This is a genomic window from Mesorhizobium sp. P2_F8 (assembly GCF_056403655.1).
Genome location: NZ_JBFUFB010000019.1, coordinates 33,636 through 47,336, shown reverse-complemented (window position 1 = coordinate 47,336; position 13,701 = coordinate 33,636). Strand labels below are relative to the sequence as shown.

Annotated in this window: 13 protein-coding genes; 6 read left to right on the top strand and 7 right to left on the bottom strand. The window is 62.1% G+C overall.

The window, feature by feature from the left end:
* Nucleotides 1-11 precede the first annotated feature (11 nt).
* From AC1DZP_RS31225 to AC1DZP_RS31215, 3 genes are all read right to left on the bottom strand, one after another.
* A complete protein-coding gene (locus tag AC1DZP_RS31225; RefSeq protein ID WP_477307672.1) occupies nucleotides 12-959 on the bottom strand; it encodes an NAD-dependent epimerase/dehydratase family protein in 948 nt (315 codons plus the stop codon).
* Nucleotides 956-2,281, bottom strand: a complete 1,326-nt coding sequence (locus tag AC1DZP_RS31220) for an O-antigen ligase family protein (RefSeq protein ID WP_477307671.1) — start codon at nucleotides 2,279-2,281, stop codon at nucleotides 956-958. Before AC1DZP_RS31220 ends, AC1DZP_RS31225 begins: the two co-directional genes overlap by 4 nt.
* Before the next feature lie 199 nt (nucleotides 2,282-2,480).
* Nucleotides 2,481-2,624 (bottom strand): hypothetical protein, encoded by a 144-nt coding sequence (locus AC1DZP_RS31215; protein WP_477307669.1) that lies wholly within the window; start codon nucleotides 2,622-2,624, stop codon nucleotides 2,481-2,483.
* A gap of 138 nt (nucleotides 2,625-2,762) precedes the next feature.
* Between AC1DZP_RS31215 and cysD the strand changes: the two genes are divergently transcribed.
* Genes cysD through cysQ form a run of 3 tightly spaced genes read left to right on the top strand, consistent with a single transcriptional unit; the run spans nucleotide 2,763 to nucleotide 6,431 of the window.
* A complete protein-coding gene (gene cysD / locus AC1DZP_RS31210; protein WP_095089719.1) occupies nucleotides 2,763-3,668 on the top strand; it encodes a sulfate adenylyltransferase subunit CysD in 906 nt (301 codons plus the stop codon).
* Nucleotides 3,669-3,670: 2 nt separating this feature from the next.
* Entirely contained in the window at nucleotides 3,671-5,608 is a 1,938-nt protein-coding gene (cysN, locus tag AC1DZP_RS31205; protein WP_457151336.1) for a sulfate adenylyltransferase subunit CysN, read from the top strand.
* Nucleotides 5,609-5,618: 10 nt separating this feature from the next.
* Nucleotides 5,619-6,431: a 3'(2'),5'-bisphosphate nucleotidase CysQ gene (gene cysQ, locus AC1DZP_RS31200; protein WP_477307720.1), complete on the top strand. Its 813-nt coding sequence runs from the start codon at nucleotides 5,619-5,621 to the stop codon at nucleotides 6,429-6,431.
* A 14-nt stretch (nucleotides 6,432-6,445) separates the two neighbouring features.
* Here cysQ and AC1DZP_RS31195 read toward each other — a convergent pair whose 3' ends face one another.
* The 4 genes from AC1DZP_RS31195 to AC1DZP_RS31180 form a co-directional block, all read right to left on the bottom strand.
* Nucleotides 6,446-7,588: a DegT/DnrJ/EryC1/StrS family aminotransferase gene (locus AC1DZP_RS31195; protein WP_477226146.1), complete on the bottom strand. Its 1,143-nt coding sequence runs from the start codon at nucleotides 7,586-7,588 to the stop codon at nucleotides 6,446-6,448.
* 257 nt (nucleotides 7,589-7,845) lie between these two features.
* A complete protein-coding gene (locus AC1DZP_RS31190; protein ID WP_477226147.1) occupies nucleotides 7,846-8,769 on the bottom strand; it encodes a carbohydrate kinase family protein in 924 nt (307 codons plus the stop codon).
* On the bottom strand, nucleotides 8,766-9,212 hold the full coding sequence (locus AC1DZP_RS31185) for an RbsD/FucU family protein (RefSeq protein ID WP_477307667.1): 447 nt from the start codon (nucleotides 9,210-9,212) through the stop codon (nucleotides 8,766-8,768). Before AC1DZP_RS31185 ends, AC1DZP_RS31190 begins: the two co-directional genes overlap by 4 nt.
* The gene (locus AC1DZP_RS31180) at nucleotides 9,212-10,438 is read right to left on the bottom strand and encodes an ROK family transcriptional regulator (protein ID WP_477226148.1); all 1,227 of its coding nucleotides are present in this window, start codon (nucleotides 10,436-10,438) and stop codon (nucleotides 9,212-9,214) included. Before AC1DZP_RS31180 ends, AC1DZP_RS31185 begins: the two co-directional genes overlap by 1 nt.
* Nucleotides 10,439-10,648: 210 nt before the next feature.
* On the opposite strand from AC1DZP_RS31180, the gene AC1DZP_RS31175 reads away from it, so the two are divergent.
* The 3 genes from AC1DZP_RS31175 (at nucleotide 10,649) to AC1DZP_RS31165 (ending at nucleotide 13,660) form a co-directional block, all read left to right on the top strand.
* Nucleotides 10,649-11,665: a substrate-binding domain-containing protein gene (locus AC1DZP_RS31175; RefSeq protein WP_457151332.1), complete on the top strand. Its 1,017-nt coding sequence runs from the start codon at nucleotides 10,649-10,651 to the stop codon at nucleotides 11,663-11,665.
* A 97-nt stretch (nucleotides 11,666-11,762) separates the two neighbouring features.
* Nucleotides 11,763-12,881, top strand: coding sequence for an ABC transporter permease (locus AC1DZP_RS31170; protein ID WP_477307665.1), 1,119 nt, complete (start codon nucleotides 11,763-11,765; stop codon nucleotides 12,879-12,881).
* Nucleotides 12,857-13,660: an ATP-binding cassette domain-containing protein gene (locus AC1DZP_RS31165; protein ID WP_477226149.1), complete on the top strand. Its 804-nt coding sequence runs from the start codon at nucleotides 12,857-12,859 to the stop codon at nucleotides 13,658-13,660. Before AC1DZP_RS31170 ends, AC1DZP_RS31165 begins: the two co-directional genes overlap by 25 nt.
* Nucleotides 13,661-13,701: the final 41 nt, after the last annotated feature.

The window sequence follows — 13,701 nt, the reverse complement described above, 5'->3', positions numbered from 1 at the left end:
CGAGATCATGGTCAAGCGAGAGGTCGACGTTCATGGAGCCGCGCAAGTTCGGCCAGCCGCTCCAGCGTACCGGTTTCCGGTGCCCAGCCCTGCGATATCAGCAGCGAAGGATCGCATATCTGCGTCGCGGTCATGCCGTCCCAAAACGCCCGCTTGCCCAGCACGGCCGCGGCCGGCCGCATCAGGCCGGCCGGCACCGTGATCAGGCGCGTCGGACGTCCGAAACCCCTGCGAAAGGCGGCAATGACGGCAGCGACCGTGACCGGTGGCACATCAGCGCCGACATAGATCGGGCGAAGCGGTTCCGAATGGCTCAGCAGGTGCGACACGGCTCGCGCCGCGGCTTCGGAGGACATCAGCGAGCGGATTCCCGCCAAGGCGCCTGTCGGCAGCGGCAGCGCCGTATCGGCCAGGCGCATCAGCGTCGCCAGGTTTCCCCTCATGCCGCTTCCATAGACCGGAGGCAGGCGCAACACGGCGGCATCGGAACGGCCGTGCGACGCATAGGCGCTCAGAACCTTGATTTCGGCTTCGCGCTTCGAGCGCCCATAGACGCATTGCGGGGCAGGAAGCGTGTTCTCGTCGATCGTTGCGCTGGCGCGAGCGCCGATCACGGCGCGGATCGACGAGAGGTGGATGAAACGTCCGCTGACCTGCGCGGCCGCTGCCTGCGCCAGCCGCGCGCTCAATTCCACATTGGCCGCCCGATAATCGGCTTCGGTGGCGTCGCCCTGATCATTGTTGAGGCCGGCGCAATGGACGACATGGGTCACATCCCTGGTCAGCGCCAGGAAGGCCGCGGCCGGCGCGTCGAAACCGGGCATAGCCACAGCTTCGCTTCCCGAACCCAGCCTCTCCGGGTGACGGGAGGCGAGGCGAAGCTCGGCGCCGGCGTCGCGAAGGTGGTGCACGACAAGACGTCCGATGAAACCCGTCGCACCTGTCACCAAGACTTTCATTGCCTTGCTCGCGACAGCTCTTGGGTGGCTTGTGGAAGCGCCTGCCCTTCCACCTCTGGTGGAAGTGCTTGCCCTTCCGCCAACGGAGCCTGACGTCCGGAGGCAAGATATGTCCCGCACACCAGGAAGACCATCAGCACCGAGTCCAGAATGTCATGGCCGATCAGGATGCCTGTCATCCCGGCTGTGAGATAGGTGATCACGACGATGACAATCATGGTCGCGCCGAACCGTTCGACCGGATCGCTGCTGTTTCGCAAGACCCGGACGGCATTTCCAGCGGCAAAGACAAAGATCGCCGCCAGCGTGATGGCGCCCAGAATTCCTGCTTGCACCAGGGCGGTCAGGAAGCCGTTGTGGAAATGGTTGAAGCCTGTGTCCATTGCGAACTGGTCATGAAAGCCCTGCTTGATCAAAAGCTGGCTCGCGCCCACACCATGTCCGAACACCGGCATGTCATGGAATGCCTTGAGGCCGATGTCCCAAAGGGCAACACGTATTCCCAACGAGGTGTCGTAGTTGTCGTGGGTGCCAAGCGCATCCCAATCGGAGCGCAGAAAGTCGACGCGCCCGGATATCGCCTGGGAGCCGAAAGCCGCGATCACGACACCGACTGCCGTCAGCAGCAGCAGCACGCGAACGGCATTCCTGCCTCTGAGCCTCTGATGGTTGATCAAAAGAACAGCGATGCCGGCAATCAGCAGCGCCAGCCAGACAATACGCGAACCGGAATAGATGATGGCGATCGTCCCGGCCAGTGCGGCGTAGAAGAGGGGGTTCCGGGCTCGCTCTATGCCTGACAAGGCACCGGCCACGCAGACCACCACGGCAAGGCAGACGACGGTTGCGAAGACGATCGGATTGCCGGCCCCGCCCTCGGCCCTGACCCCAATCCAGTATTGCTGGATGACAGCCATCAGCAGCGCGACAAAACAGGCGGCCATGCTGCTGAGCACGATAGTACGCGCAAGCGTGGCTTTCTGCGTGATGCTCCAGGTCGAATAGGAGATTGGGAAAAACAGGAAGGTAACGAGCGGGATCAGGTGTGGCGCATCTCTGACCAACGCATTGTTGACGATGGAAGCCATGATATTGGCCGCGCAATAGGCATAGATCGCGACCGTCAGCCAGATCATGGGCCGGTCGATGTTGAAGCGCCTTTTCCCAGCGGCAATCAGCGCGAGGGAGGCGAGGGCTCCGCCATTGAACACAAAACTGACCAACGATCCCAGAACCGGTGGAAAAAAGAAGCAAAGGATGGAGAAGTAGACATTCACCCGCGAGGCAGTGAATTGCTGTCTTATCGATGAAAACCGGTTCAATGCTCTAGGTCACAATTCTCTGGGAGCGATAGGTGTCGTCAGCGGCAACGGATATCGCCTCGAAATTGCACGTGTTCCATCATGCTTCGTGCTCGTCTTCAGCAGCCGGTATAGCGGCTTGGCCGTTTTTTCGATAGTGCGGCAAGGTGGGATTGGCGCCAGAAATCGATGGCCACAGACGATGGCCTGGGTGAGGCTATCACGTAGCAATTTGCATCTTCAGCCAGGCAATATTTTCCCTCGCTTTTCCTGGCGGCTCGCCCTGTGAGCAGGAATTTCCGGGTTTTGCCGCGGCCATGGAAAATTCATTCCCGAACCGTGCGCCGTGGGGCCAGTCCAGCATTGTTCTCTCCGACGGCGATCTGCTAGAACGCCGGCACGAGAGAGATTGTCCAGAAGCAAGGCTTGAACCGGGCGCAAAAAGCCCGATGATTTGAGGCAAGGTCTTCTGTCGGAAGGCACGAAAGAACGCTTACAGTCCATGACCATTGCACTTACGCATCTTCAACGGCTTGAAGCCGAGTCCATCCATATCTTCCGCGAGGTTGCGGCCGCCTTTGCCAAGCCGGTCATGCTCTATTCCGTCGGCAAGGACTCTTCGGTGCTGATGCATCTGGCGATGAAGGCGTTTTATCCCGCCAAGCCGCCGTTCCCTTTCCTTCACGTCGACACGACGTGGAAATTCCGCGAGATGATCGCCTTTCGCGATCAGATGGCGCAGAAACTCGGTTTCGATCTGCTGGTTCATGTCAACGAAGACGGCGTGCGCGACAACATCAATCCATTCGATCACGGTTCGAACACGCATACCCATGTGATGAAGACCGTGGCGTTGCGCCAGGCGCTCGACAAATACGGTTTCGACGCGGCCTTTGGCGGCGCCCGTCGCGACGAGGAGAAATCGCGCGCCAAGGAGCGCATATTCTCCTTCCGCAACGCGCAGCACGTGTGGGACCCGAAGAACCAGCGGCCCGAGATGTGGAAGATATTCAACACCCGCATCGCATCGGGTGAATCGATCCGCGTCTTCCCACTGTCGAATTGGACCGAGCTCGACATCTGGCAGTATATTCTGCAGGAAAACATCCCGATCGTGCCGCTCTATTTCGCCAAGCAGCGGCCGGTGGTCGAGCGCGACGGCATGCTGATCCTGCGGGACGACGAGCGCATGAAACTGCGTCCCGGCGAGACGGTGGAGAACCGGCTTGTGCGGTTCCGCACGCTCGGCTGCTATCCGCTGACCGGCGCCATCGAATCGGATGCTGACACGCTGGAAGCCATCGTCGGCGAAATGCTGACCGCGCGCACCTCCGAACGGCAGGGTCGCCTGATAGACCGCGATGAAGCCGGCTCTATGGAAAAGAAGAAGCGCGAGGGGTATTTCTGACCATGCGCCACATCATGGCAAAGAGCCTCGCACCCACCGACGGCGTCCGCGACTACCTGGCGGCGCAGGAGAAGAAGTCGCTGCTGCGTTTCCTGACCTGCGGTTCGGTCGATGACGGCAAGTCGACGCTGATCGGGCGCCTGCTGTCGGACACCAAGCAGATTTTCGAAGACCAGCTCGCCGCGCTCGAACGCGATTCGCGCAAACACGGCACGACCGGCGACGACATCGATTTCGCCCTCCTGGTTGATGGTCTCGAGGCCGAGCGCGAGCAAGGCATCACCATCGACGTCGCCTACCGCTTCTTCGCCACGCCGAAACGCAAGTTCATCGTTGCCGACACGCCCGGCCACGAACAATACACGCGCAACATGGCGACCGGCGCCTCGACCGCCGACCTGGCGATCGTGCTGATCGATGCCCGGCAAGGGGTATTGCCGCAGACGAGACGTCACTCGATCATCGCCTCGCTGCTCGGCATCCGGCACATCGTGCTGGCGGTCAACAAGATCGATCTCGTCGGGTTCGACCAGGCGGTCTTCGAACGCATCACCGAGGCCTACGGGCAATTCTCGCGCGATCTCGGCTTCCAGACCATCGTGCCGATCCCGATGTCAGCCCGCTACGGCGACAACGTCACCAGCCGCTCGGACAGCATGGCATGGTATTCTGGTCCGACGCTGATCGAGCATCTCGAAACCGTCTCGGTCGAGGAAGCGGTGGTCGAACTGCCGTTCCGTTTCCCGGTCCAGTATGTCAACCGCCCCAATCTCGACTTTCGCGGCTTTGCCGGCACGATCGCGTCCGGTTCGGTTGCACCCGGTGACGAGGTCGTCGTCGCCAAGTCCGGCAAATCCTCGCGCGTCAAGCGGATCGTCTCCTATGGCGGCGACCTGGCCCAGGCGGCCGCCGGCCAGGCCATAACGCTCGTCCTTGACGACGAGGTCGAGATCTCGCGCGGCAACATGCTGGTTTCGCCGGCCGCACGGCCGCAGGTCGCCGACCAGTTCGCCGCCAACATCGTCTGGTTCGACGAGCATGCGCTGCTGCCCGGCCGCTCCTACATCCTGCGCACCGAGACCGATCAGACCAGCGCCACCGTCACCGACCTGAAGTACCGGATCAACGTCAACGACTTCGCCCATGAGGCGGCCAAGTCGCTTGACATGAACGAAGTCGGCATCTGCAACATCTCGACGCGGACGCCGATCGCCTTCGATACCTTCGCCGAGAACCGCACCACCGGCGCCTTCATCCTGATCGACCGCATCAGCAACGCCACGGTCGGCGCCGGCATGATCCTGCACTCGCTGCGCCGGGCCGAGAACATCCATTGGCAATCGCTCGATGTCGGCAAGCGCGTCCGTGCCGACATGAAGAACCAGCGGCCCGCGGTGTTCTGGTTCACCGGACTGTCGGGCTCCGGCAAGTCGACCATCGCCAACCTGTTCGAAAAGAAGCTGTTCGCCACCGGCCGCCATACCTATATCCTGGATGGCGACAACGTCCGTCATGGTCTCAACCGCGATCTTGGTTTCACCGACGCCGATCGTGTCGAGAACATCCGCCGCGTCGCCGAAGTGGCGCGTTTGATGGCCGATGCCGGATTGATTGTCATTGTCTCGTTCATTTCGCCGTTCAGCGCCGAGCGGCGCATGGCGCGCGAATTGATGGCCGACGGCGAATTCATCGAGGTGTTTGTCGACACGCCCTTCGAGGAATGCGCCAGGCGCGATCCGAAGGGCCTCTATGCCCGCGCGCTGAATGGCGAGATCAAGAACTTCACTGGCGTGGATTCACCCTACGAAGCGCCGGAAAAACCGGAAATCCATCTGCAGACGCTCGGCAAATCGGCCGAACAGATGGTAGACGCCCTGGAACACTGGCTGAACGAGCGCGACATTGCCGAAGACCAATACGACAACGGCGGCGGCATCTGACGACAGGCTGATGCTCGAAATCTTCGAGCGGCTGGCCCTGGCCGCCGGCCGCGAGGTCATGCGTGTCTTCCATGCCGGCTGCGCGGTCGACCGCAAGTCCGACGCCTCGCCGGTGACCGAGGCGGACCGTGGGAGCGAGAAGATCATTCTCGCCGGGCTGCGCGCCGCATTTCCCGACATCCCGTGCGTGGCCGAGGAGGAAGCATCCGCCGGCATAGTGCCGCCGGACCTGCATGGCGCCTTCTTTCTTATCGATCCGCTCGACGGCACCAAGGAATTCGTCAACCGCCGTACAGATTTCACCGTCAACATCGCGCTGGTCCGCCATGGCGTACCGGAAGTCGGTGTCGTCTTCGCTCCATGCAGCGGCCGTTTTTTTTCGGGCCGGCCTGGCAGGGCGGAAGCGATCGAGGTCGACAACGACTACCGGATCACAGGCCGCCGGCCGATCTCGGTGCGGACGGCCGTGGAACCATTGGCCGTCGTCGCCAGCCGCTCCCACAACACGCCGGAAACCGAGGCCTATATTCGCGACCTCGGTGCTGCCGAGATCGTCTCGGTCGGCTCGTCCTTGAAGTTCTGCCTTCTTGCCAGCGCCGAAGCGGATGTCTATCCGCGCTTCGGCCGCACCATGGAATGGGACACGGCGGCGGGCGATGCCGTGCTGCGCGCGGCCGGCGGCATGACGCGCACGCTGGACGGCCAGCCCCTGGTCTACGGCAAGCGCAAGCAGAGCGATGACGAGGATTTCGCCAATCCGCATTTCATTGCCAGTGGCAAGGTTGGCGCCAGCAGCAGGGCAGGCGAGGCCAGCCGCAACTGAGGCGGGCCGGCAGCTTACTCGGCTGCGGCCTGCGCCGAATTCGAGCCGATATAGTTGCGGATCGTCTCGATGATCCGGTCTTGGTCGGCTTCGCCGAGATAGGGGTGCATCGGCAGGCACAGGATCCGCTTCGGCAGGTCCTCCGACACGGCAAGGCCGGTCGGCGTGCGCGGGTAGTCGCGATAGGCGACTTGGGTATGCAGCGGCTTCACATAATAGATGACCGACGGAATGCCCTTTTCGCCGAGATGCGCCTTCAGCCCGTCACGCTTGGGCGTCTCGATCGCATACTGTGCCCAGGCCGACCGGCTGCCGTCCAGATTGCGGGCCGCGGTGACGATATCGCCAAGCCCTTCGGCGTAGCGGTTGGCCACCACCTGGCGGGCCACCATCTCGTCTTCGAGGATGGCCAGCTTCTCGATCAGGATCGCCGCCTGTAGGGTGTCGAGCCGCGAATTGATGCCGACACGGACATTGTCGTACTGCGTCTCGCCCTTGCCGTGGAAGGCGAACGACCTGAGCTGTTCGGCCAGCGCATCGTCATTGGTGAACATCGCGCCGCCGTCGCCATAGCAGCCGAGCGGCTTTGCCGGGTAGAAGCTGGTCGAGCCAACCGCGCCGAACGAGCCGCACATCTTGCCGTCGCTTGACCCGCCCATCGACTGGGCGGCATCCTCGATCACCATCAGCCCTTCGCGGTTGGCGATCGCCATGATGGCATCGTAGTCGGCGGCAAGGCCGAACAGGTCGACGGGAATAATCGCCTTAGGCTTCAGCCGGCCTTCCTTCTTGATCATGGCGATGGCTGCCTCGAGGCTGGCAATGTCGATGTTGTAGCTATGCGGGTCGACATCGACGAACACCGGCTCCGCCTTGGCCAAGGCCACCACTTCGGCGGTGGCGGCGAAAGTGAAGCTTGGCACGAACACCGCATCACCCGGGCCGACGCCGGCCGCAAACAGCGGCAACAGCAGCGCATCGGTGCCGTTGGCGCAGGCCACGACATGCTTGGTGCCGACATAGGCGGCGAGCTTGTTCTCGAATTCGGTGACTTGCGGGCCGAGTATATAGCGGCCTTCTTCGACGACACGGTCGATCGCGGCCTTCAGCCGGTCGCGGATTCGTTCGCGCTGCGCGCCAAGATCGATGAACTGCATGTCGGCCTCAAAACGGGTTAGCCAGATAACCGGCCGCTGGTATCAGAGTTGTGCCGGGCGAGAAAGCCGCAGCAGCAAAACCGCGAATTGCGCAAGTGTCGCAGTCTGTTACCTGTATTTTCCGGCGTGTTCTTCGCGATATGCCGGAAATCCGGCCTTCGTCGGGCCCGATCCTACCTTGATAATCCCTGAGATCGGCCCTGCGAAACATAAAGTGATCGAGAAGCCCGATCTGTCTTGAGCCCTTCGAGACCTGGTCAGGCGATCTCATGCCGCCAGGGCGGATTGGCGCCAGCCCGCGAGACGGTCACGGCCGCCGCCTTGTTGCCAAGCGCCAGTGCCTTGCCGATGGCGTCCTGCGAAAGGCCGGCGATTGCTGTCTTTGTCAGCAGGCCTTGTTCCTGCAGCGAAGCGAGGATGCCGGCATTGAACGTGTCGCCGGCGCCGACCGTGTCGACCACCTTGACCTTCTCCGTCATCACCGTCACGGCGTGTTCCTTGGTGTAGCCTATGGCGCCTTCGCTGCCATGCGTGACGACGATCAGCTTCGGGCCGCGGTCGAGCCAGTTGCGGATAACATCCTCGTGCGAGCCAGCTTCGCCGAACCAGTTCAGGTCTTCATCCGACAGTTTCACGATATCGGCCATCGCCATCATGGCGCGGATGCGCCTGAGGTGCTTGGCCTTGTCAGGGATGAAGTTCGGCCTGATGTTGGGGTCGAGCATCATGACGCGGCTGTCATGCTCGCGCTTCATGAACTCCTCATAGGCACTGCCGGCTGGCTCGGAGATCAGGCTGATGGCGCCAAACAGCATGGCCTCGATCTCGTTGCCGAGCTGCGGCAGGTCGTCGACGGTCAGCATGCGGCCGGCGGTGTTTTCATCATAGAATGTGTAGGTCGCCTGGCCGTTGTCCAGCTTGACGAAAGCAAGCGTCGTTGGCCGTGGTGACGTGTGCGCATAGGTGGAGCTGACCTTGCTCGCCCCAAGCGCATCCCTGAACTGACCGCCGAACAAATCCGACGACAGGCCGGAAAAGAACCCGGCCGGCGCGCCCAGCCGCCCGAGCGCGATGGCCGTGTTGAACACGGCGCCGCCGACATAGGGGGCAAAGGCCGGCTCGCCGTTGGTCGTCGTGCGCGGCAGCATGTCGATGAGGGCTTCGCCGCAGCAAAGGATCATGGCTTCCTGGTCTCCGGCGGATAGATCACGCCCTTGCGGATGATGATGTTGGCGTAGAGCCGAGGCTCGCTTGTCGCGACGATGGCATGCGCCGATTTGACCCGTGCATAGAAGTCGGCGCCGGCCAGCGCAACCACCTTGCGACCGGGCGCGCGTTTTGCGCACAGCGCCTCGATCTCGTGATGCACGGGATCGGCAAGCGAGGGATCTCCCTTGACCGAGGCGCGAAACAGCGCCTCTGGCACGGAATCGTCGACCGGCAGCACGCTCAAGATCGCGTCGAGCACCGGCAGGAGATGATGACCATCGGCTCGGATGAGCCGGTTGGCCTGCTCTTCTGCCGGATAGTTTCCGTCGACAATCGCGATCTCGTCGCCATGGCCCATGGCGCGCAATGTCGCCAGAAGCTCCGGACCAAGCAGCGCCGGGATTCCGATCAGCATCAGGCACTCCTGGAAATCGTCGTCGAACCAATCAGGAAGCGTTCGGAGAGCGGCAGGCTGGCGCCGCCGAGCGCCCGGGCGTGGATGCCGACGGTTCCCTCGCGGACGGCAGGAAGCTTCAGGCCTTCTCCGTCGATCGTGGCGATGGCCGCGATGATGGCGTCGACCAGCCGGCGGCGCACTGCCGTCGGCATCCATCCGTCGATCACCGCTGCCTCGAAATCGATGACCGAGGATGCTGCAACGATGGCATAGGCGAGCGCCCGCGAGGCGCTGGCAATCCAGTCATCGAGTTCGGGGCCGATCTCGCCCCAGTCTTCCGGCGACGTCCACAGATGCGAAGCCTCGACGCCGCGCGCATTGAGCGCCTTTTCGAGCATGGCGATGGACGCCACATCGATCAGCTGGGTCGGCTTGCCATCCGTCCCCGGCACGGGCATCGAGCCGAGTGCTCCGGCATTGCCGGTTGGCCCGCCGAAAAGCCGGCCATTCAGCACGATGCCGCCACCGGCAAAGGCGCCGATGTAGAAATAAACGAAGTCGCGCGCAGCACCGGTCTGGCCGAAGACGAGTTCAGCGCCGCAGGCCGAAGTCGCATCGTTCTGCAGGTAAACCGGAAAATCGCACTGTGCCTGGATGTCCGCCCTGATGTCGCGATGACGCCATTCGTCCATGGCATCGCGCGGCGCGCCTGCGGTATCGGCCCAGTTCCACAATTCGAACGGCATGGCGATGCCCAGACCGGCGATGCGCTTGTCCTGCGCGGGCGTCAGCTCGCCACGCATCTTCTTCATGCCGGTGGTGACGAACTCCACGGTCTCGCGTGGCGCCGGGTAGCGGTAGGAATGCTGCAGCATCGAACGGACTTGGCCAAGGAAGTCGATCAGCACGAGTTCGGCGCTGCGGCGGCCGATCTTCAGGCCAATGAAGTAGGCGCCGTCGGGGTTGAGCGCCATCGGGATCGAGGGTTGGCCGATCTTGCCGCGCAGCGGCGCCTGCCGCAGCAGAAGGCCTTCTTCCTCCAGTTCGCGCATGATGACCGAAACCGTCTGCGCCGAAAGCCCGGTCATGCGGGCGATGTCGGACTTCGCCAGGCTGCCGTGCTGGCGCACCAGCGAGAGCACCAACCGCTCGTTGTGGTCCCGCATGCCGCTCTGGTTGGTGCCACGGTGCAGACGGCTCTCGGCTGCCTCAGGCGAACCGTGCCTCGCAATGCCGGTCTCCACCTTTGTTCCTCCCGTCGTTTCCCCTCACTGCTTTTGGGTCAGAATGGGTGAATGGCGCAAGGCTGTCAATAATAAATAAGAGTGATTTAATTATTGACAGCAATCGTCGACTGGTGTCTGTTGCGATAAGGCGTCCATGCTGGGAGAATGTCGTGGATGCCATGGAGGCCGGTTGGCCGGCACCCGAAAATGCATCACTGGGAGGAAGTCATGGGTAAATGGAATATCATGAAGGCGGCTGTTGCCGGCCTTGCCTTTTACGGCGCGATGGCAGGCGCCTCGTATGCGGCCGATACCGTCGGCCTGATTACCAAGACCGAAACCAATCCGTTCTTTGTGAAAATGCGTGAGGGCGCTCAGGCCAAGGCTAAGGAACTTGGCGTTACCCTGATCGCCGCCGCCGGCAAGTTCGACGGCGACAATGACGGCCAGGTGGCGGCGATCGAGAACCTTATCTCGGCCGGCGCAAAGGGTTTTGCCATCGTGCCGAGCGACTCGAAGGCGATTGTGCCGACCATCAAGAAGGCGCGCGACGCAGGCCTCAAGGTGATTGTGCTCGATACGCCGCTCGATCCGATGGACGCTGCGGACGCGACCTTTGCGACCGATAACCGCAAGGCCGGCATGCTGATCGGTCAGTGGGCTGCCAAGACCCTGGGCGACAAGGCAGCGGACGCCAAGATCGTATTTCTCGATCTCGCGACCAACCAGCCGACCGTCGATTTTCTGCGCGATCAGGGCTTCATGCAGGGCTTCGGGATCGACGTGAAGGATCCCAACAAATACGGCGACGAAGACGACAAGCGTATCTGCGATCACGAAATCAGCCAAGGCGACCAGGAGAAGGGCCGCACGGCGATGGAGAACGCGCTGCAGAAGTGCCCGGATGTAAACGTGGTCTACACAATCAACGAGCCCGCCGCGGCCGGTGCGTGGGAAGCGCTCAAGGCAGTAGGCAAGGATGACGGCAGCGTGATGATCGTTTCGATCGACGGTGGTTGCCCTGGCGTGAAGAACGTTCAGGCAGGCGTAATCGGTGCGACCAGCCAGCAGTATCCGCTGAAGATGGCGGCGATGGCGCTAGAGGCGATCGTCTCGGGCAAGATTCCGGATATCGACCCGAAGATGGGCTTCCTTGACACCGGTGCGCAACTCATCACAGCCAAGCCGGTTGAGGGCGTGACGTCGATTTCGGTCGAGGAAGGCCTGAAGCTCTGCTGGGGCTGAGCGCCTTTCAACATCATTCCATGAAGACTATTGTCCAGAACTCAAAGGGGGCGCACGTGGCGCCCCCTGACAGCGAGGCGTTGGGGAGGATTGCCTGATGAGCGACGATACCGCGGGTTCGGTCACCGCCGAACGCGGGCTGAAGGGTGCCACTGAAGCCCTGGCCAGTTTTGATGAGTCGGATGCCGGCGCGATCCGCCGCCTCCAGGCCTTCCTTCATCAATTTCCCACGTCCATTCCCTTTTTCGTTCTGCTGTTGGGTGTGGTCATCTTTTCGATTGCAGCGCCGGACAAGTTTTTTGCTCCGTTCAACTTTTCGTTGGTGCTGCAGCAGGTGACGATCATCGCTGTGCTCGGTGTGGCGCAGACGCTGATAATCCTTACGGCCGGAATCGACCTGTCCGTCGGCGCTATCATGATCCTGTGCTCGGTGGTGATGGGGCGGACCGCGGTCRTCTACGGCGTTCCGGTATTGATCGCATTTCCGCTCGGGTTGCTCTGCGGTCTGGCATGCGGCGTCGTCAACGGCCTGATCGTGACGATGCTGCGCTTGCCGCCCTTTATTGTCACGCTTGGCACCTGGAGCATTTTTGGCGCGCTGAACGTTTGGTATTCCCAGAGCGAAACCATTCGCCAGCAGGACATGGAGGCGGCGGCGCCATTCCTGCAGTGGACGGGTACGATCTTCAAACCTTATGATTTCTTCTCAAAAACGCTCGGGCTCGACTGGACCTTTTTGAAAGGCTGGGTGCTGACCTATGGTTCGCTGGTCATGTTGATCCTGGCGTTCGTTATTTGGTACGTGCTGAACAGAACGGCGTTGGGTCGACACATCTACGCCACTGGTGATGATCCGGATGCAGCCAGACTGGCCGGTATCAACACCAAACGGACCCTGATCGCCGTGTACGGGCTCGCCGGTTTCATCTGCGCGATCGCCGCCTGGGTGCTGATCGGGCGCATCGGTGGCGTAAGCCCGCAGGCAGGCCAGACCGCAAACCTCGACTCCATCACCGCTGTCGTGATCGGCGGCACCTCCCTGTTTGGCGGCCGCGGCTCGATCGTTGGAACGCTGATCGGCGCCTTGATCGTCGGCGTTTTCCGCAACGGCCTTGCGCTTTCCGGGCTTGAGTTGCTGTGGCAGGACTTCGCCGTGGGCGTGCTGATCATCGTTGCTGTCACCATCGACCAATGGATCAGGAGAATTTCGGCATGAACGACACTCCGGTCCTTCAAGCTAGAGGCCTCAACAAGCGCTACGGCAGGGTTGTTGCCCTCGACAATGCCGATTTCGACCTGTTGCCAGGCGAAATCCTCGCTGTCATCGGCGACAACGGTGCCGGCAAGTCGACGCTGGTCAAGGCGCTATGTGGGGCGGTCATTCCGGACTCAGGCACGATCGAACTCAATGGCCAGCCGGTGCATTTCCGCTCACCGATCGAGGCGCGTGTGGCCGGCATCGAGACCGTCTACCAGAACCTTGCGCTGTCCCCGGCGTTATCGATCGCCGACAATATGTTTCTCGGCCGCGAGATCCGCAAACCGGGCTTTGTCGGACAGTGGCTGCGAAGGCTCGACCGCTCGGCGATGCAGAAGATCGCCCGTGAAAAGCTCTCCGAACTGGGGCTGATGACCATCCAGAACATCAACCAGCCCGTCGAAACGCTCTCCGGCGGTCAGCGCCAGGGCGTTGCGGTGGCGCGCGCCGCCGCTTTTGGCAGCCGCGTCGTCATCATGGACGAGCCGACCGCCGCCCTCGGCGTCAAGGAAAGCCGCCGTGTGCTTGAGTTGATGCTTGACGTGAAGAGGCGCGGGCTGCCGATCGTGCTCATCTCGCACAACATGCCGCATGTCTTCGAGGTCGCCGACCGCATCCACATCCACCGCCTGGGCCGTCGCCTCTGCGTCATCGATCCCAAGCAATATACGATGTCGGATGCCGTGGCCTTCATGACGGGAGCCAAGGTTCCGCCGGAGGCGGCACTGGCGGCCTGAACTGTCAAATTGCCGCAGGGTAACTCCGCGCGGGTTCATCT